Annotated in this window: 18 protein-coding genes and 1 riboswitch; of the genes, 8 read left to right on the forward strand and 10 right to left on the reverse strand. The window is 58.9% G+C overall.

Annotation, left to right across the window (positions count from 1 at the left end):
* Nucleotides 1-19: 19 nt before the first annotated feature.
* Both DTW90_RS01430 and DTW90_RS01435 read right to left on the reverse strand, forming a co-directional pair.
* Nucleotides 20-1,615, reverse strand: coding sequence for an amino acid permease (locus DTW90_RS01430; protein WP_132519749.1), 1,596 nt, complete (start codon nucleotides 1,613-1,615; stop codon nucleotides 20-22).
* Nucleotides 1,616-1,738: 123 nt separating this feature from the next.
* On the reverse strand, nucleotides 1,739-2,506 hold the full coding sequence (locus DTW90_RS01435; protein WP_149336112.1) for an N-formylglutamate amidohydrolase: 768 nt from the start codon (nucleotides 2,504-2,506) through the stop codon (nucleotides 1,739-1,741).
* A gap of 179 nt (nucleotides 2,507-2,685) precedes the next feature.
* Between DTW90_RS01435 and DTW90_RS01440 the strand changes: the two genes are divergently transcribed.
* From DTW90_RS01440 to DTW90_RS01465, 6 genes are all read left to right on the forward strand, one after another.
* The gene (locus DTW90_RS01440) at nucleotides 2,686-3,558 is read left to right on the forward strand and encodes a MurR/RpiR family transcriptional regulator (protein ID WP_132519743.1); all 873 of its coding nucleotides are present in this window, start codon (nucleotides 2,686-2,688) and stop codon (nucleotides 3,556-3,558) included.
* Between the two features lie 188 nt (nucleotides 3,559-3,746).
* Nucleotides 3,747-4,850, forward strand: coding sequence for an ABC transporter substrate-binding protein (locus DTW90_RS01445; protein ID WP_132519740.1), 1,104 nt, complete (start codon nucleotides 3,747-3,749; stop codon nucleotides 4,848-4,850).
* A 76-nt stretch (nucleotides 4,851-4,926) separates the two neighbouring features.
* Nucleotides 4,927-5,823 carry an ABC transporter permease subunit gene (locus tag DTW90_RS01450; RefSeq protein ID WP_132519737.1) on the forward strand — a complete coding sequence of 299 codons (897 nt, stop codon included), beginning with the start codon at nucleotides 4,927-4,929 and terminating at the stop codon, nucleotides 5,821-5,823.
* A complete protein-coding gene (locus tag DTW90_RS01455; RefSeq protein WP_132519734.1) occupies nucleotides 5,820-6,608 on the forward strand; it encodes an ABC transporter permease in 789 nt (262 codons plus the stop codon). Before DTW90_RS01450 ends, DTW90_RS01455 begins: the two co-directional genes overlap by 4 nt.
* An 11-nt stretch (nucleotides 6,609-6,619) precedes the next feature.
* Complete coding sequence (locus DTW90_RS01460; RefSeq protein ID WP_132519731.1) at nucleotides 6,620-7,681, forward strand: ABC transporter ATP-binding protein; 1,062 nt, start codon at nucleotides 6,620-6,622, stop codon at nucleotides 7,679-7,681.
* Between the two features lie 102 nt (nucleotides 7,682-7,783).
* Nucleotides 7,784-7,952, forward strand: a riboswitch (FMN riboswitch).
* A gap of 92 nt (nucleotides 7,953-8,044) precedes the next feature.
* Nucleotides 8,045-8,518: a 6,7-dimethyl-8-ribityllumazine synthase gene (locus DTW90_RS01465; RefSeq protein ID WP_132519728.1), complete on the forward strand. Its 474-nt coding sequence runs from the start codon at nucleotides 8,045-8,047 to the stop codon at nucleotides 8,516-8,518.
* A 94-nt stretch (nucleotides 8,519-8,612) separates the two neighbouring features.
* Here DTW90_RS01465 and DTW90_RS01470 read toward each other — a convergent pair whose 3' ends face one another.
* Nucleotides 8,613-8,834 carry a hypothetical protein gene (locus tag DTW90_RS01470; RefSeq protein WP_132519725.1) on the reverse strand — a complete coding sequence of 74 codons (222 nt, stop codon included), beginning with the start codon at nucleotides 8,832-8,834 and terminating at the stop codon, nucleotides 8,613-8,615.
* Nucleotides 8,835-8,921: 87 nt separating this feature from the next.
* On the opposite strand from DTW90_RS01470, the gene DTW90_RS01475 reads away from it, so the two are divergent.
* The gene (locus DTW90_RS01475) at nucleotides 8,922-9,815 is read left to right on the forward strand and encodes a LysR substrate-binding domain-containing protein (RefSeq protein ID WP_245512619.1); all 894 of its coding nucleotides are present in this window, start codon (nucleotides 8,922-8,924) and stop codon (nucleotides 9,813-9,815) included.
* Between the two features lie 5 nt (nucleotides 9,816-9,820).
* Here DTW90_RS01475 and phnF read toward each other — a convergent pair whose 3' ends face one another.
* Both phnF and DTW90_RS01485 read right to left on the reverse strand, forming a co-directional pair.
* Nucleotides 9,821-10,558 (reverse strand): phosphonate metabolism transcriptional regulator PhnF, encoded by a 738-nt coding sequence (gene phnF / locus DTW90_RS01480; RefSeq protein WP_245512618.1) that lies wholly within the window; start codon nucleotides 10,556-10,558, stop codon nucleotides 9,821-9,823.
* Entirely contained in the window at nucleotides 10,555-11,241 is a 687-nt protein-coding gene (locus DTW90_RS01485) for a class I SAM-dependent methyltransferase (RefSeq protein ID WP_149336113.1), read from the reverse strand. The genes phnF and DTW90_RS01485 overlap by 4 nt, the downstream gene beginning before the upstream one ends.
* Nucleotides 11,242-11,438: 197 nt before the next feature.
* On the opposite strand from DTW90_RS01485, the gene DTW90_RS01490 reads away from it, so the two are divergent.
* Nucleotides 11,439-12,002 carry an acyltransferase gene (locus DTW90_RS01490; protein ID WP_149336114.1) on the forward strand — a complete coding sequence of 188 codons (564 nt, stop codon included), beginning with the start codon at nucleotides 11,439-11,441 and terminating at the stop codon, nucleotides 12,000-12,002.
* A 77-nt stretch (nucleotides 12,003-12,079) separates the two neighbouring features.
* On the opposite strand, the gene DTW90_RS01495 is transcribed toward DTW90_RS01490, so the two are convergent.
* From DTW90_RS01495 to DTW90_RS01515, 5 genes are all read right to left on the reverse strand, one after another.
* Entirely contained in the window at nucleotides 12,080-13,084 is a 1,005-nt protein-coding gene (locus DTW90_RS01495; RefSeq protein WP_149336115.1) for an ATP-binding cassette domain-containing protein, read from the reverse strand.
* A 12-nt stretch (nucleotides 13,085-13,096) separates the two neighbouring features.
* Entirely contained in the window at nucleotides 13,097-14,161 is a 1,065-nt protein-coding gene (locus DTW90_RS01500; RefSeq protein WP_149336116.1) for a Gfo/Idh/MocA family oxidoreductase, read from the reverse strand.
* Complete coding sequence (locus DTW90_RS01505; RefSeq protein ID WP_132519710.1) at nucleotides 14,158-14,997, reverse strand: carbohydrate ABC transporter permease; 840 nt, start codon at nucleotides 14,995-14,997, stop codon at nucleotides 14,158-14,160. Before DTW90_RS01505 ends, DTW90_RS01500 begins: the two co-directional genes overlap by 4 nt.
* Before the next feature lie 12 nt (nucleotides 14,998-15,009).
* Nucleotides 15,010-15,954, reverse strand: a complete 945-nt coding sequence (locus DTW90_RS01510; protein WP_149336117.1) for a sugar ABC transporter permease — start codon at nucleotides 15,952-15,954, stop codon at nucleotides 15,010-15,012.
* A gap of 194 nt (nucleotides 15,955-16,148) precedes the next feature.
* A complete protein-coding gene (locus tag DTW90_RS01515; RefSeq protein WP_132519704.1) occupies nucleotides 16,149-17,408 on the reverse strand; it encodes an ABC transporter substrate-binding protein in 1,260 nt (419 codons plus the stop codon).
* Nucleotides 17,409-17,683 lie beyond the last annotated feature (275 nt).

The raw sequence follows: 17,683 nt of genomic DNA on the forward strand, positions 1-17,683 counted from the left end.
TAGGAGCGGATGATGATACTTACTCGCCCGGAACGGCCCCCGTGACTGCTGTCGTCTCACCGACTGCAGCCTCGGCCGCCGCAATCTCAGCCTTGCGCTTGGCGATCATATCGCCGATCGGCGGGCCCTGGAAGCGGCGGTTCTCGACGGCAAACCAGATGACGACGGCGAGGATGATGAAGCCGACCGTTACGCCGAAAACCTTGTCGTTCGGCGGCTGGATGGCGATGTAGACGATCAGGATCATTCCGAGCGTTGCGAGAACGCCGACGGCCTTGTAGACGCCGCCTCCGAGGTTCCAAGGTCCCGGAGCCGGCCACTTCTTCGTGCCGTAGGCAAAGATGCCAAGCACGATCGGGAAGAGGAAGGAGAGGAACAGGAAGATCAGTGTCGCGTTCACCACGGTGACGTAGAGGCTTGCCTCACCGACGGAGATGAAAAGTGCACCCCAGACGAACAGGCTTTCGAGGACGGCACCCGTCCAGATCGCTGCAACCGGCGTCCGGAATTTCGGGCTGACGCTCGCAAGCATTTTGGAACCGACCGGAACGCCCCCGTCACGCGAGAAGGCGTAGATCATGCGCGAGCACGACGTGACAGTCGCCAAGCCGCACAGGAACTGCGAAATGAAAATCGCGACATAAAGAATAGTCACCAGCCATGCCGGCATGATGGCATTGATAGTCGCGAAGAACACGTTCCAGCCCTGCTTTGCGCCGGCAGCCATATCCGGAATGGCAATGACGAAGGCCGAGAGCATGACCCAGCCAGCCAGCGACGACCAGATAACGGCCGAAACCATCGAGCGCGGGACGGAAAGCGCCGCCTTCTTGGTTTCTTCGGATGTATGCGCGGAGGCGTCGTAGCCGGTGATCGTATAGATCGGCAGCAGCAGGCCAAGCGCAAAAATGTACCACATGCTGTCGGACTGAGGCCAAACCGCGCCGCCTGCATCACCGGAATAGTTGGTGAACGTCCATAGGCGCGAGAAATCATGAGTCGGCGCGAAATAGAAGCAAGCTACGGTCAACACGGCGGCTGTCACGAGGATCAGAGTGCCGGAAAAGTCCGTCAATTTCGCCGTCAGCCCGATGCCGAAGTGATTGATGGCCGCCTGAATGATCGTGAAAATGACGACGAGCACAACCTGCATGCCCGGAGAAACGACGCCGTTGGCATCAGCGATCCCGAGCTGGGCACCAAAAGTCCCGCCAAGGAACAGAGCCGTACCGATGTTGATTGCGCCAAGCACGGTGATGAGACCGAGCAGGTTTAGCCATGCCGTCAGCCAGCCTGTAAAGCGCGTTCCAAGGATCGAACTCCAGTGGTAAAGGCCGCCTGCCGTAGGATAGGCCGACGAAATCTGCGCCATGCCGAGCGCAAAGAACAACGAAATGATGCAGCCGACCGGCCAACCGATACCGATAGCAGCACCGCCGACACCTGATGTTGCCTGCGCGAGTGAATTGATACCACCGGAGAGAATGCAGATGATGGAGAAGGAGATTGCGAAGTTCGAAAACGAACTCATGCGTCTTTCTAGTTCCTGGGCATAGCCCATGGAATGCAGGACTTGCACGTCCTGCTTCTTATCCTGATCGGTATAGTCCGACATGATATTCCCCTCTTGCCGATCACCCGCGGAATTACGGATGATCCCAGTTGCCAAGTGCCTCTCGGAATTTACCGATCGACATAACCGCAGTTGAACTGCTCCCACGGGTCGTTTTTTATGGTTTCAGGCGTCCAGACTTTGCTGGATTAGCCCAGACAGATAGTCAGCCATGACCCTTTGGCTGACCTCGTCTACGATGAGGTCGTTGCGGACCTCGATCATCACGTTATGCAGGCCGTTGGCGATCCCATGCAGTTTCAGCGTATGGGTGACGCCGTCCTTTGGCCCGTAAGGCTCGTTTCGCTCGGTGCGATAGACCGCCGCTTTCGTTGCAGCCGACAGCATGCGATCTGCCAGGCGGCTGTCCTCGTCGTGCAGGATGCCAAGTTCCACGGCACGGGATTTGCCCAGGTAGACAGGCGTGAAGCTATGGATCGTGACGATCATCGTCGCCTGCCCCCGCGCAGACCGGTCTGCAAGCAGCGCACGAATGCGATCGTGAAAGGGCGTGTACAGCGCCTCGGTCCGCTCGCGGCGCTCGGTATCCTTCAAATCCCTGTTGCCGGGTATGGCGTAGATCTCGCTGGTCTCCGGCATTGCTGCCGGAGATTCCGGCGGGCGGTTGCAGTCATAGATCAATCGCGAGAAGCGCTGGTAAACCAGGGTGCTATCCAGATTTGCCGAGATATGCCTTGCCACTGAAAGGGCACCCGGATCCCAGGCGATGTGGCTCGACAAAGCTTCGCTCGTCAATCCGAGATCACCGAAGAACTCGGGAAGCCTTCGGGACGCATGCTCACATATGATAAAGAAGGAACCCTTGCCATCCGGCCTCTCGACCGCGACGCAATCTCCATCCGCTTCCGTCAATATGCCTTGCTGTGCAAGCATCGAAGCCGTTCCGCCGAAATCTTAATAAAAAGCTTATAAGAAAAGAATTCTTCAGCTTTCTGCCACTGTCAATCGGAAACTGAAATTTTCTCTTCATTTTTGACATTGACTTGTCATATTCCCGCGTTGTTAAATCCTTATGGAGACAGGCAAAGACCGTCCCGGGGAGCAAAAATCGAGTGGACCATGCGTCGAAGACCGTTTCGGACGTCATTCATGCCCGTTTCGAGGCACTGACCCGTGCGGAAAAGCAGCTGGCCCATAGCCTGCTCGATAACTACCCCGTCTCCGGACTGGGCAGTATTACGACCGTTGCCGAGAACGCGCGTGTCTCTACCCCGACCGTGGCACGCATGGTGCAGAAGCTCGGCTTCAAGGGCTATTCCGAATTTCAGTCCCGCCTCCATCAGGAGGTCGAAGCAACCATTTCCAACCCGCTGACAAAGCACGACCGCTGGGCCTCGAATGCCCCGGGCACCCATATCCTGAACCGCTTTGCCGATGCCATCATGGGCAATCTACGCCAAACGCTAACAAATCTCGATACGGCAACCTTCGATAGTGTCGCCAGCTTGCTGTCGGAACGGCAGCGCGGCCTCTACTTTGTAGGAGGACGTATTACCGGTGCGCTTGCCGAGTATTTTTTCACGCATATGCAGGTTATCAGGCCGAACACAACCCTGCTTTCGTCCAATTCAAGCTCCTGGCCGCAATATGTCTTGAACATGAACCCGGGAGACGTGCTGATAATCTTCGATATCAGGCGCTACGAGCAGGAGATGGTTAGCCTGGCGATCGCCGCGAAGCGACGCGGCGCGGAAATCATCGTTTTTACCGACCAATGGGCTACCCCGGCGACGAAATACGCAAAACACACGTTTCGCGTGCAAATCGAAGCGCCCTCAGCGTGGGATTCATCGGTTGTCACACTTTTCATCGTCGAAGCTCTGATCGAAGCTGTCCAGAATTCAACCTGGGACGAGACGAGCGAGCGTATGAAAACACTGGAAGGCCTGTTCGAGCAGACCAAGCTTTTCAGCAAACTTGGCTAGTGGGGACAAGGGAACAGGCATGACACCGATCTGCGGATCGAGCTCATGTAAAAACCTGATGTCACAATTCGCTTATATAAGTAAAACCTCCGGCTTTTCTGGAAAAAACCTTACATGAAAGTGTCACACAAGCTTCATCTAAGGTCTTTAACAGCAACGTCAGACACTGACACCAAAGGAGAACAACAGTGATCTCGAAAATTCATCGCCTCCTTTCGCTCACCACCGCGATGGTCGTGGCTTCGTCCGCGATTGCCGCTGCTGCTCCGAGCGACGATCTCATCGCTGCCGCCAAGAAGGAAGGCACGCTGACCACGATCGCTCTTCCGCACGACTGGTGCGGCTACGGCGACCTGATCGAAGGCTTCAAGGCCAAGTACGGCATCTCCGTCAACGAACTGAACCCGGATGCTGGTTCGGGCGATGAAGTTGAAGCCATCAAGGCCAACAAGGGCAACACCGGCCCGCAGGCTCCTGACGTCATCGACGTTGGTCTCTCCTTTGGCCCGACCGCCAAGAAGGACGGTCTCCTGCAGCCTTACAAGGTCTCCACCTGGGACTCCATTCCTGATAGCGCCAAGGATGGCGAAGGCTACTGGTACGGCGACTACTACGGCGTTCTGACCTTTGCCGTGAACACGGATATCGTCAAGAATCCGCCGAAGGACTGGGCAGACCTCCAGAAGTCTGACTATGCCAACACCGTTGCTCTCGCTGGCGACCCGCGCGTTTCCAACCAGGCTACCCAGGCTGTTTACGCAGCCGGTCTCGCTGCTGGTGAGAAGGATGGCGCAAAGATCGGCGAAGCCGGCCTGAAGTACTTCGCAGCCCTCAACAAGGCTGGCAACTTCGTTCCGGTCATCGGCAAGTCCGCTTCGATGGCTCAGGGCTCGACCCCGATCGTCGTCGCATGGGACTACAACGCTCTCGCATGGCGCGACAGCCTGAAGGGCAACCCGCCGCTCGAAGTTACCGTTCCGGCATCGGGCGTTCTCGCTGGCGTCTACGTTCAGGCGATCTCCGCTTTCGCTCCGCATCCGAACGCTGCCAAGCTCTGGATGGAATACCTGTACTCGGACGAAGGTCAGGTTGGCTGGCTGAAGGGCTATTGCCACCCGATCCGCTTCAATGATCTGGCCAAGAACAAGAAGATCCCGCAGGACCTTCTCGACAAGCTGCCGCCGGCTGCTTCCTATGAAAAGGCTGTCTTCCCGACGCTCGACGAACAGAACGCTGGCGCTTCTGTCATCAGCAAGCAGTGGGACAGCGTTGTAGGCGCTGCCGTAAAGTAATCTGCGACCAGAAGCTTCCCCGTCACACGGCGGGGAAGCTTTCCTCACTCAGACGCACGAATGGCTGGGCTTTTCCATGAGCAGCATTTCGACTTCGGCGGTTTCCGCACCTGCGACGACCTTCAACAAGAAGGTGATCATCGACTGGCTGGGCATTGCGCCCTTCACCATCTTTGCGCTGTTATTCCTCATTCTTCCCACGATCTATCTGGTTGCCGGCGCGTTCCTGACGCCTGACGGCGCCTTTACCTTCGACAATATCGCAGGTCTGTTCACCGATACGATCATGTCGTCCTACCTGATCAGTATCAAGATTTCGGTCGCGTCGGCTCTGGGCGGCGCGCTGCTCGGCTTCTACCTCGCCTGGGCGCTCGTCATGGGTGGCCTGCCCACCTGGCTTCGCCACGTGTTTCTGACTTTCTCCGGTGTCGCTTCGAACTTCGCTGGAGTGCCGCTGGCCTTCTCCTTCGTGGCCACGCTCGGCCGTCAGGGTCTGATCACCATCATCCTGATGAACCTCTTCCACTTCAATCTCTACGCGACCGGTTTCAACCTTCTGACCTTCTTCGGCCTGACCATCACCTACATGTACTTCCAGATCCCGCTAATGGTGCTGATCATCACGCCGGCACTGGATGGTATGAAGAAGGAATGGCGCGAGGCCGCCTCGATCCTCGGCGCCACGAACAAGCAGTACTGGACAATGGTCGCGCTGCCGATCCTGTGGCCGAGCCTGCTCGGCACCACTCTGCTCCTTTTCGCCAATTCCTTCGGCGCCATCGCAACGGCCATTGCGCTAACCGGTAGCTCGCTGAACATCGTGCCGATCCAGCTCTACGCCCAGATCCGCGGTGACGTGCTGCACAACGCCAACCTCGGCTACGCGATGGCACTTGGCATGATCGTGATCACAGGCGTCTCCAACATCGTCTATATTGTCATGCGCATGCGCGCTGAACGGTGGCAAAAATGAAGTTGCAAAAATTCTTCGCATGGCTTGCTGTCGCCATCGGTGCCATCTACTTCCTCGTGCCGCTCATCGGCACGCTGGAGTTCTCGCTCCGCATGCGCCGTGGCGTCTATAGCTTCGATGCCTACGTATCGGTCTTCTCGGATCTCCACTTCCTCACCGCCTTCGGCTTCTCGATGCTGATGGCGTTGCTCACCATCATCTTCGGTATGCTGCTCGTCGTACCCACGGCATATTGGGTTCGCCTGCGTCTGCCGCAGCTCCGTCCGATCGTAGAATTCGTCACGCTGCTGCCGCTCGTCATTCCGGCCATCGTCATCGTCTTCGGTTATCTGCGCCTCTATAACTCGTCCTCGATTCTGCCGCTGACGGGCTACGACCTGACGACGAACATCCTGCTCGTCTGCTCCTACATCGTTCTGTCGCTTCCCTATATGTACCGCTCCGTCGACACCGCGATGCGCACCATTGACGTCGGCACGCTGACGGAAGCAGCTGAAAGCCTCGGCGCAAAGTGGACGACGATCCTGTTTCGGTGCATCTTCCCGAATGTGATGAGCGGTGTCCTTTCCGGCGCCTTCATCACGCTGGCGATCGTCATGGGCGAATTCACCATGGCGGCACTGCTCAACCGCCCGGCATTCGGCCCCTACATGCAGCTTGTCGGCGCCAACAGGGCCTATGAGCCTTCGGCGCTCGCTATCATCGCCCTCGCAGTGACCTGGCTCAGCATGGGCCTCCTGCAGCTCGTTTCCCGTTTCACGAATGCCGCTCCGGCTAAAGCGTAAGGTTTTGTACCATGGCTTTTCTCGAACTGACCCACATCAAGAAATCCTTCGGCGAAACCCAGGTCGTGCATGACTTCAACATGCACATTGAGAAGGGCGAGTTCATCTCCTTCCTCGGACCGTCGGGCTGCGGCAAGACCACCGTGCTGCGCATGATCGCCGGCTTCGAAACGCCGACCGCCGGCACGCTGACGATCGCCGGCAAGGACCAGCGCCCGCTGAAGCCGAACCAGCGCAATATCGGCATGGTCTTCCAGGCCTATGCCCTCTTCCCGAACATGACCGTGCACGACAACGTCGCCTTCGGCCTCAAGGTCGCCGGCGCGCCGAAGAACGAGATCGACGGCCGCGTCAAGGAAATGCTCGGCCTGATCAAGCTCGACCATCTGGCCGGTCGCTACCCCTACCAGATGTCGGGCGGCCAGCAGCAGCGCGTAGCGCTCGCCCGCGCGCTTGCCGTCAAGCCGCAGGTTCTCCTGCTCGACGAACCGCTCTCGGCGCTGGACGCCAAGATCCGCGTTTCGCTGCGCGAAGAAATCCGCGCCATCCAACAGAAGCTCGGTATCACCACTGTCTTCGTGACGCACGACCAGGAAGAAGCCCTGTCGATCTCCGACCGCATCGTCGTCATGAATGCCGGTCGCGCCGATCAGATCGGCACGCCCTTCGAAATCTACAACACGCCGGCAACGCGCTTCGTTGCATCGTTCGTCGGCACGCTGAACATGATCGAGGGCAGCGTCGTTGACCCCGATGCCAACCGCATCAAGATCGGCGATCAGGACATCACGCTCAAGCAGTCCGTCACCGCCTTCAAGCCGGGCGACAAGGTTTCGCTCGCGCTGCGTCCCGAAGCCGGCTCGCTCGCTGAATCTGCAAAGGGCGACACCGCACTGACCGGCGAAGTCTCCTCGGCCCACTTCCTCGGCTCCGTTATCCGCACGCGCATGAACGTTGCCGGCAACACGATCTCTTTCGACATGTTCAACAGCCCCGGCCTGCTGCCGCCGTCCGTCGGCGAAAAGGTCACGCTGCGCTTCTCCGCATCCGATCTTCTGGTCCTCCAGGATTGATTTTTCGGATTGGTCGGAAAAGACCGACACACTGTTCTCAAACGCCGGGTATCAGCCCGGCGTTTTTGCTTTGATTTCCTGATTTGCTTAAGTCTATAGTCTGCTCGTTCTCAGGGCGGGGTGAAATTCCCCACCGGCGGTATCGGGCCTCATGTTTTCGAACAGAAAGGCCCGGAGCCCGCGAGCGCCTTTTGCCCACAAGGGTGGAAGGGTCAGCAGATCCGGTGAGAGGCCGGAGCCGACGGTATAGTCCGGATGGAAGAGAGCACGCAGGATCAGCCACCTTCACGCGTGAAGGGTGCCGGTTGGTCAAGCCTGTTCGCCCAAGGGATAGTTTTGAAAACCCTTGAAAGGCAAAGAACCATGACAATCTCCGTTTCCCCTCAGCAAAGCCGCATTGCGATCATCCGCGCTCGCTGGCATTCCGAAATCGTCGATCAGAGCGTCGAAGGTTTCATATCGGAATGGCAGCAAACCGAGGGCGCGGCAGCGGTCGACGTTTTCGACGTGCCCGGCGCACTTGAGATCCCCTTGCACGCTCAGCTGCTTGCCCGCAGCGGTCGCTATGCTGCGATCGTCGCCAGCGCATTCGTCGTCGATGGCGGCATCTACCGCCACGAATTCGTGGCCGATACCGTCCTTGAAGCGATGATGCGCGTACAGCTCGACACCGGCATTCCGATCTTGTCGGCGGTGCTGACGCCGCATCATTTCCAGGAAAGCGAAGCGCACATCAACTTCTTCAAGGAGCACTTCGTACTCAAGGGCCGCGAAGTCGCCAGCGCCTGCCGCCAGATCCTGACCGAACGCGCAAAGTTCCTGACATTCGCGGCGTAACGCACAATCTCTTTCACAAGTGACGCCGCTCTTGGCTTTACGGCAAAGGGCGGCGATCGAGTGAGACGCCGGCAAGCGGCAAAATCCCGATTGCCTAGAGACCCCCGTCCGGCGGCCGGAGCAGGCGTTTCAACGAGACCCAAAGACTAAGACTGTCACGCGCCTCCTCATGCGAAATGCCGGCATCATCCAGCAGGTATTTGTTTCGACTCAGCAAAGCGTCCTCAAGCGCCCTGCGCTCCGTCCACCACTGACGCCAACGCTCAGCCCATGTCCTCCGCTCCACTCTCATCGTCTTGCTGCTCAGCATCAGCATGGTCGATCTCCCTTGCAGGCACAATCGTCATCCACGCTTTGACATTGCACAAACGAATAGTGACAATGCCTGCCATTGAGAAAACTCATGGCGGCACAAATGCATGTTCCCCTGGAAAGCGACTTGCTGCGGGTCTTCCTGATCGTCGCGGAAGCCGGCAACGTGACCCGCGCCGCCTCCGATGTCGGGCGGACCCAATCTGCCGTCAGCCTGCAGCTCAAGCGGCTGGAGGAAAGCGTCGGCAAGCCGCTTTTCGAACGCGGCCCGCGCGGTGTCGCGCTGACGGAAAGCGGCAAGCAGCTCCTGCCCTATGCCCGCCGCATTGTCGACCTGATGGACGAGACGACAGCCGCCATGCGGCGCAGGCCGCTTGATGGCCTAGTGCGCATCGGGATCCCGGAGGAGTACGGTCATACCATCCTGCCTCGCGCACTTGGGGTCTTCGCCGAAAGCCACCCTTCAGTCGACGTAACAGTTATGTGCGGCTACACGGCCCAGCAGATGGACGCATTGGAAAACGACCGCCTCGATCTGGCCGTCGTGTTCGACTGGAGTGCACAGGTCCACGGCGAAGTGCTCTTCATCGACCCGACCGTCTGGGTCACCTCCACGGTTCATCGCCTGCATGAGCGAAACCCGATGCCGATCGCCGTCTATGGCCGTTCGAGTTGGTGCACGGAGTTTGCCATCCGTTCGCTCGAACAGCACAGCCTGCCCTATCGCATCGCCTATAGCTGCGACACCAGCGGCGGCCTGAAGATCGCGGTCACCGCAGGGCTTGCCATCGCACCGCTGTCGCGCAGCAATATCCCGCCGGATTGCCGCGAGCTGACAATCGAGGACGGTTTCCCGCCGATCGATTCCTCCCGCGTCGTCCTGCGCCGCAATGCCTATCACTCCAACCCCGCTGTCGAGAGCATGGCGGAGGTCATCCGCGCCGCTTTCCGCCCCATAAACCAGGCTGGCCTGCGGCAAGCATGACCGCATCAGCCGAAATCGAGCTTGAACGTGACGCGCTCGGCCACCCACAGCCCTTCCGAATAGGCGATCGGCTGCCCATTCTTGTCGGCATCGACCTTGAGCACGACGAGAACAGGGGACGATTTCGGCTGCCGTAGCAACCGCGCCTCCTCCGCATCGGGCATCCGCGCTTCGATCTCAGTCGACTGACGATCGTAATCGGTTATGCCGTAGACCGCGAGTGACGCGGAAATGGTCGGATTTTCCCGCCTGACCCGCTCGAAATCGGGAAACCGGTCAGCGGGATAGAAGGTATTGCCCAGCTCGACAGGCATCCCGTCAGCCGTCATGACGCCGCGACGGTGAATGACAGGCGTGCCCTCCGCAATCCTCAGCCGAAACGCCACTTCAGTCGGCGCAGGAATAACCGCGTGCAGCAGCAACTCGCCGCCCGGCTCGAACCCCTGCTCGATCAGGTTTCTGGAGAAGCGCGTCTTCCTCGACAGCGTATAGTCCAGCGCGCCCTTGTGGACGAAGGTTCCCCGCCCCTGCTCCGCGCGCACCAGTCCTCGTGTTTCCAGATGTCCCAGCGCTTGACGCACAGTGAAGCGGCTGACGCCGAAACGCTCCATCAGCTGTGGCTCCGTCGGCAGCTGCTCGCCGGGCGAAAGCGTTCCGGCGGCAATCTCCGCCGCCAGAACCTCCCCAATCTGATGCCACAATGCGCTTCCGCTCTTGCGATCCACCATATTCAAACCACTCACACGCGTTTTTCGAGCCTGAAAAGCAGCTTATATTCAGCCGGATAGGCAAGCGCATCCAGGATGCTCGGATAATATTTGCGGTCCTTCGAGGCGGTCACAAAGCCATCGTAGCCGAAACGCTTGACCGATACGTCAAAGCCGGCAGCCACGAAGGCAGTGATATAATCTTCGGGCGAATAGTCCTGCACCGGAGCGTTGCTGTTTCCGCCGATCAGTTCGCGCCATTTGGGCCAAAGCGGGTTTTCCGTATGGCAACCCGTGACGGCATAGTAGACCCCGCCATTGCGCATCACCTGAAACATCTGTTCGGTATGGCGGCGCAACTCGGGCAGCAGATAGACGACCTCGTAGCTGAAGGCGACATCAAAACTGTCCGCCCATGGCGAGAGATCGGTCGTGACATGAAATTGAACCGGCAGGTTTCCCTTGTTCGCTTCGGCAACGGCAACCGATTCCGATGCGATGTCGATACCGACGCCGCGGCGAAACGGCCGGATCCCGTGCAGAAGCTGGAGGAAGCCGCCGCGATTGCAACCGAAGTCGAGAACGGTTTTCGCCGCGAAATCCCGCTCAGGGATCGTCTCGATGAAATGCCGCCAGTAGCGGCTGTGGGATTCCGCCATCCGTGCGTCGCCCTGCGGTTCGGTGTGCCAGGTGGTATAGGTATTGGCTGCGTCCGTCATGATGCTCTCCGTTCGAGTTGATGCAGCAAACCTAGCGGCAGACTATGACAGTCACATGAATTCGTCCGGACGACCAGACTATTTCATGTGAAATCGAATTAAGAATAGCGGAGAGCGCAATACCGCCAATTTTCCCGGCTTGATTGTCCGCGTGCCCGCTCCATTTCCTCAAGGTTTTCAGCCATAACGGATATATAATGAGAGCACTGTTCAGACGCCTGACGTCTCCCAAGGGCCTGACGCTCGGCCGCAAGACGACCGCCATTCTCGATGGAAAAATAACCGGCCCCGGCCATCTCTGGTTCGGCATCCAGTGGGGAACCGCCCTCCCACTGCAATCCAACATCCTCATCCGCAAAGCTTCCGAAGTCTCCGTAAAGGGCGACTTCCAGATCTATTCGGGCAGCATCTTCGGGGTGGGCGAAGGCGCGCGGATAAAGCTCGGCAGCGGCTATATCAACAACGAGGCCCGTATCTCCATCGCGGGAGAGCTGACCATCGGCGACGACGTGGTCATCGGCCCGCAGCTCTATATGCTCGACCAGAATCACCATAGGATAACGGGCAGCAAACCGCGGCCGAAGAAGATCGTCATCGGCAATCACGTCTGGATCGCCGCGCGGGTGACGATCCTGCCGGGCGTGACGATCGGCGACGGCTGCGTGATCGGCGCCGGCTCCGTCGTGACCAAGGATATACCGCCGGGCACCCTCTGGGCTGGCAATCCGGCGCGCTATATCAGGGATGTCGAGTGGGATTGAGATGCGGCCAGGCTTGCCGGCGGCAAAAAAAGCCCCGCACTAAGGCGGGGCAGTTCTGCTTTGGAGCTGTTGGACGATCAGTTCCTGATCGCCTGATCATTGGCATCGAAGCGATGCATGTGACTCCCGTCCGGCGTTGCGTATACCACGTCGTCCGGCTCGTACTTGTGCTCGCCGAAGAGACGTACGGTCAGAAGCCCGGTATGTTCCGATTCGAGGTAGATGATCGTGTCGGCGCCCAGATGTTCGACATGGACGACCTTGGCGGACCACATTCCCTGATCGCGCGAGAGCGTAATGTGCTCGGGCCGAATACCTATCGTCTTGGCCGAAGTGTCACCGAGCTTTTCAGCCGGAATGAAATTCATCTGCGGTGAACCGATGAAGCCGGCAACGAAAACATTGGCCGGACGATTGTAGAGTTCCATCGGCGAGCCGATCTGCTCGATCGCACCGGCGTTCAGGACCACGATCTTGTCGGCCAGCGTCATCGCCTCGACCTGGTCGTGGGTGACGTAGATCATCGTCGCCTTGAGGCTGCGGTGCAGGCGGGCGATCTCAAGGCGCGTCTGGACGCGCAACGCCGCGTCGAGGTTCGACAGCGGCTCATCGAACAGGAAGAGGTCCGGTTCGCGGACGATGGCGCGGCCGATTGCAACGCGTTGGCGCTGGCCACCGGAGAGCTCGGCGGGGCGGCGCGCAAGATACGGCCCGAGCGACAGCATGCCCGATGCCTTGTCCACTCGACGCTCGATCTCGTCCTTTGCGGTACCGGCCTGCTTCAGGCCAAGCCCCATATTGTCCTTGACGGTCAGGTGCGGATAGAGCGCGTAGGACTGGAACACCATGGCAATGCCGCGCTTGGCCGGCGGTGCAAGGGTCACGTCCTTGCCATTGATGGCAACTGCCCCTGAGGTGACGTCCTCCAGCCCGGCGATGCTGCGCAGCAGGGTCGACTTTCCGCAGCCCGAAGGACCGACGAAGATGACGAACTCACCGTCCTTCACCTCAAGGTCGATGCCCTTGAGCACCTCGTGGTTGCCATAGGCCTTGCGGATGGATTTCAGTTGAAGCGATCCCACAGTCTCTGATCCTTACAAATAGATAGGCTTGCCAGTGCGAACGCTTTCGTCCGCGGCAAGGCAGATGCGCAGCGATTGGACGGCGTCGTCCATATGGCGCGTCAGGTCGATATCGTCACGGATGGCCTTCAGCACATAGGCCTGCTCCAGGTCGCAAAGCTCCTGATGGCCGGGCTCGCCATCCATCTTCAGATCCTGGTCGGGGCGAATGAACTTGCCATCGGGACCAGTCTCGGCATTGTGCAGTCGGATCACCGATGTCTTGGTGTGTGTATCGATATCGTCGGACTTTGCATTCGGGTCCATGACGATCGAAACGGCACCGTTCGGCGACATGACGTCCTTCACGAAGAAAGCCGTCTCGGAGATCATCGGTCCCCAGGCAGCCTCATACCAGCCAACCGAGCCATCCTCATAGAGAACCTGCAGATGGCCGTAATTGTACATGTCAGGCGCGATTTCGTTCGAGAGGCGAAGCCCCATGCCACGCACCTCAACCGCCCGGGCGTCGGTGATCTGGCACATGACGTCGACATAGTGCACACCGCAATCCACGATCGGCGGCGTGGTCTGCAGGAGTGCCTTGTGCGTCTCCCAAGTCGGGCCGCTGGACTGCTGGTTGAGGTTCATGCGGAAGACGTAGGGGCCGCCCAGCTTGCGGGCTTCAGCGATCAGCCGCACCCAGGACGGATGGTGGCGCAGGATGTAGCCGACGACCAGCTTGCGTCCCGCCTTTTTCGCCGAGGCGACGACACGCTCGGCATCGGCCACAGTCGTTGCCAGCGGCTTTTCGATGAACACATCACAGCCCGCCTCGAAAGCCATGACAGCATAATCGGCATGGCTATCCGAATAGGTACAGATCGAGCAGAGGTCCGGCTTTAACTCTTTCAGCGCCGTCTCGAAATCCGGATGGATCGTATAGCCGTTGAGCTCTTCCGCCAATCGCGGTTTCGAGCGATTGACAAGGCCGACGATGTCGAAGCCCGGATTGTTGTGATAGGCGAGCGCATGGCTGCGCCCCATATTGCCGAGACCGGCAACGAGAACGCGGATTGGCTTGTCAGAGGAACTCATTTGACGGCTCCCGATGTGATGCCGCGGATAAGCTGCCGCGAGAAGATGACATAGAGGACGAGGATCGGCAGGATCGCTAGCGACAGCGCCGCAAGCACTGCGTTCCAGTTGGTCACGAACTGGCCGATGAAGATCTGCGACCCAAGCGTTACCGTCTTGGTGGCTTCCGAGGGCGCGAGAATCAACGGGAACCAGAGGTCGTTCCAGATCGGGATCATAGTGAATACGGCCACGGTTGCCATGGCTGGCCGAACGAGCGGCAGCACCAAGCGGAAGAAGATCGCATATTCCGAGAGCCCGTCGATGCGGCCTGCATTCTTCAGATCGTCCGACACGGTGCGCATGAACTCCGACAGGATGAAGATCGCAAGCGGCAACCCTTGAGCCGTATAGACGAGGATCAATGCCGTCAGTGTATTGACGAGATGCGCCGCGACCATCCCTTGCAGGATAGCGACCGTGCCGAGACGGATCGGGATCATGATGCCGATCGCCATGTAGAGACCAGTCAAGGTGTTACCGCGAAAGCGATATTCGGAGAGCGCGAAGGCCGCCATGGCTCCAAAGAGCAGCACGAGAAAGATCGAGACGATTGTGACGACGAAGCTGTTCTGGAAATAGAGAGCGAAATTACCCTGCCCCAACACCGTCTGGTAGCCAATGAGACTGAAAGTCGACGGCGTGGGCACCGACAGCGGCGAACGGAAGATGGCGCCGCGGTCCTTGAACGAATTCACGATCGTCAGAAAGACGGGAAAGAGAGCGATCAGCGTATAAGCCAGCAGCGCCAGATGCACGAAGCCGGTGCGGAACGGGGATGTGCGTGCTTTCGACATGGGCAGCACTCCTCAGAATTGGTAGCGGCGCATGCGCCGTTGGATCGTGAAAAGATAGAGCGAAACGCCAGCGAGAATGATCAGGAACATGACCGTCGCGACAGTCGCTCCCATCGAGCGGTCCCCCATCTGCAGCTGGAAACCGAAGAAGGTGCGGTAAAGGAAGGTGCCGAGAATGTCCGTCGCTCCGTCAGGGCCGGCAAGCGCACCCTGGACCGTGTAGATCAGGTCGAACGCGTTGAAATTGCCGACGAAAGTCAGGATCGAAATGATGCCGATCGCCGGCAGGATCAGTGGCAGCTTGATCTTCCAGAACTGCGACCATCCGGTGATGCCGTCACATTCCGCAGCCTCGATCACCTCTTCCGGAATGCTGAGTAGCGCGGCGTAAATCAGCATCATTGGAATGCCGATATACTGCCAGTTCGAAATCAGCGACACCGTGACCAGCGCGGTATCGGTCTTGCCGAGCCATGGCTCGAACAGGGATCGCAGGCCCACCATGCTCATAAGGCCGGGCGCGACGCCCCAGATCGGCGAAAGGATCAGCTTCCAGATGAAGCCGACGATGACGAACGACAGCAGCGTGGGCAGGAAAATCGCGGTGCGATAAAACGAAACGAAACGCAGCTTCGGCGTCGACAGCAGCGCCGCCAGCGCAATTCCGATCGGGTTCTGCACGCACATATGAACGGCGAAGAAGATGAGGTTGTTGCGGAAGGCATTCCAGAAATCATGCCCCCAGCGCGGATCCCCGAACAGCACTTTGTAGTTGGCAAAGCCGACGAAGGCCGGAGCACCATCCACGACATTATAGAAGGAAAGCCTGAGCGTTTCGATCAGCGGCAGGATCATGATCGCCGTGTAGACGAGGAAGGCCGGCAGGAGAAAGACGCCGATATGCCACCGCACCGGGCGCTTGATCGGAGTAACATTCGCCGATGTCGTATCGGTCATTGGTTCAGGCTCGCTTTGGCTTCGTTCTCTCCCCATCCCTGCCCACGACATGGTCTGGACGCATCAGGAATCGGATAATGCTTGTGCAGCAGCGGGAGACTCTTTCATGCGAAGACTTCGTTCGCATGACGGAATGTCTGTGACGAACACAGGATAGAGGGCGACGATAACGCGCCGCCCTCTGTCATTGAGGCTTACTTGCCCGGCTTGTACCAGCTGTCGAGACCGTCCTGCAGCTTCTTGGCAGCAGCATCCGGCGTATCCGTGCCATTGATGACGTTCGCGGATTCGGTCCACGTTACGTTTTCAAGGTTCGGCGTGCCGCGCGACAGGATCTGATAGGTCGAGCGGACCGTCGACTGGTGATCCTTGCGCCAGGAAACGAATTCCTGAGCGAGCGGATCGGCCATCTTCACGTCCTTGGAGTTCAGGCTGAAGAAGCCCGGCAGCGAGTTCGCGTAGATTTCAGCGAATTCCGGCGAGGCAACCCAGGTGAGGAACTTCTTGGCTTCTTCCGGATGCGTGGTCTTTGCGTTCATGCCGACGCCGATATCCGGATGGTCGGAGATGTAGGCGGTGTCACCAGCTTTGGCGACCGGCGGCGGGAAGGCGCCCATCTTGAACTGAGCCTGGCTGTTGAACAGCGCGATTTCCCAAGAACCGGCCGGATAGATGGCAGCGCGGCCGAGCGTGAAGAGGTTCTGGCTGTCCGAGTAGGACTGTGCTTCGAAGCCGTCACCAAGGTAGGGCTTCCACTTGGCGAGTTCCTGGTAGGGAGCGACCCAATCGGCATCCGTCAGCTTCTGCTTGCCGTCGATCAGAGCCTTGCGGCCATCTTCGCCCTTCCAGTAGTTCGGGCCGATGTTCTGGTAGCCCATGGTTGCGGCTTCCCAGAGATCCTTCGTGCCCATGGCCAGCGGGATGTAGGTGCCGTCAGCCTTGATCTTGTCGAGCGCTGCGAAGAACTCGTCGCGGGTCGTCGGTACCTTGATGCCGAGCTTGTCGAAAGCGTCCTTGTTGTAGATGAAGCCGTGGATGACCGAAGCCATCGGCACGCAGAAGGTCGTCTTGCCATCGTCGGTGGTCCAGGCGGCCTTGGCGACAGCTGAGAAGTTCTCCATACCCGGCAGGTCGTTGAGGCTCGTCAGGTTGCCAGCCTTGAAAAGGCCGAGCGACTTGTCGAACGGGCGGCAGGTGATGATGTCGCCTGCCGAACCAGCAGCAAGCTTTGCGTCGGTTGCAGCGTCATATTCGGTCGGTGCAGTCGGCGAGAAAGTGATCTTGATGCCCGGGTTCTTGGCTTCGAAAGCCGGGATGATCTTCTGCTGCCAGATCTGCAGGTCGTCATTGCGCCAGCTTTCGACGTTCAGCGTTACGTCGGCCGCATGAGCAAAGCCACCCGTTGCCAGAAGGCTGGATGCGAGGAGCAAGCTTTTCAGAACAGTATTTTTCATTTCCCTCTCCTTGTTTACGCGCTCGAAAGCGCTGTTCTCGGTCTGAAACAAGCAATTGGCGTGCCTGAGGAAACACCCAACGCCCCAGCGGAGCCGCCAATCTTGCCGGCTCCGAATGCGCAAGGGCGCTTGGGCTCTCTTCCCGAAGCCGCCCGTCTCTTCGCACGCCGGCATCCCAGCCGGAGCGCAAGGAATTCTTTCCAGGGAAGCAATACGTGCCGACCAATGGCGATGGCATCCCGAAAGATCCATGCTCACCTGACAACGGCTAGGTC

It is taken from the genome of Neorhizobium sp. P12A (assembly GCF_008365395.1).
Lineage (GTDB): Bacteria > Pseudomonadota > Alphaproteobacteria > Rhizobiales > Rhizobiaceae > Rhizobium.

Bases quoted from the DNA above. Each gene is read 5' to 3' on its own strand.
- DTW90_RS01460 (WP_132519731.1), top strand. From the start codon at position 6,620: ATGGCTTTTCTCGAACTGACCCACATCAAGAAATCCTTCGGCGAAACC.
- DTW90_RS01510 (WP_149336117.1), bottom strand. From the start codon at position 15,954: ATGACCGATACGACATCGGCGAATGTTACTCCGATCAAGCGCCCGGTG.
- DTW90_RS01490 (WP_149336114.1), top strand. From the start codon at position 11,439: ATGAGAGCACTGTTCAGACGCCTGACGTCTCCCAAGGGCCTGACGCTC.
- DTW90_RS01450 (WP_132519737.1), top strand. From the start codon at position 4,927: ATGAGCAGCATTTCGACTTCGGCGGTTTCCGCACCTGCGACGACCTTC.
- DTW90_RS01470 (WP_132519725.1), bottom strand. From the start codon at position 8,834: ATGCTGATGCTGAGCAGCAAGACGATGAGAGTGGAGCGGAGGACATGG.
- DTW90_RS01485 (WP_149336113.1), bottom strand. From the start codon at position 11,241: ATGACGGACGCAGCCAATACCTATACCACCTGGCACACCGAACCGCAG.
- DTW90_RS01430 (WP_132519749.1), bottom strand. From the start codon at position 1,615: ATGTCGGACTATACCGATCAGGATAAGAAGCAGGACGTGCAAGTCCTG.
- DTW90_RS01505 (WP_132519710.1), bottom strand. From the start codon at position 14,997: ATGTCGAAAGCACGCACATCCCCGTTCCGCACCGGCTTCGTGCATCTG.
- DTW90_RS01500 (WP_149336116.1), bottom strand. From the start codon at position 14,161: ATGAGTTCCTCTGACAAGCCAATCCGCGTTCTCGTTGCCGGTCTCGGC.
- DTW90_RS01515 (WP_132519704.1), bottom strand. From the start codon at position 17,408: ATGAAAAATACTGTTCTGAAAAGCTTGCTCCTCGCATCCAGCCTTCTG.
- DTW90_RS01435 (WP_149336112.1), bottom strand. From the start codon at position 2,506: ATGCTTGCACAGCAAGGCATATTGACGGAAGCGGATGGAGATTGCGTC.
- DTW90_RS01455 (WP_132519734.1), top strand. From the start codon at position 5,820: ATGAAGTTGCAAAAATTCTTCGCATGGCTTGCTGTCGCCATCGGTGCC.
- DTW90_RS01465 (WP_132519728.1), top strand. From the start codon at position 8,045: ATGACAATCTCCGTTTCCCCTCAGCAAAGCCGCATTGCGATCATCCGC.
- DTW90_RS01475 (WP_245512619.1), top strand. From the start codon at position 8,922: ATGGCGGCACAAATGCATGTTCCCCTGGAAAGCGACTTGCTGCGGGTC.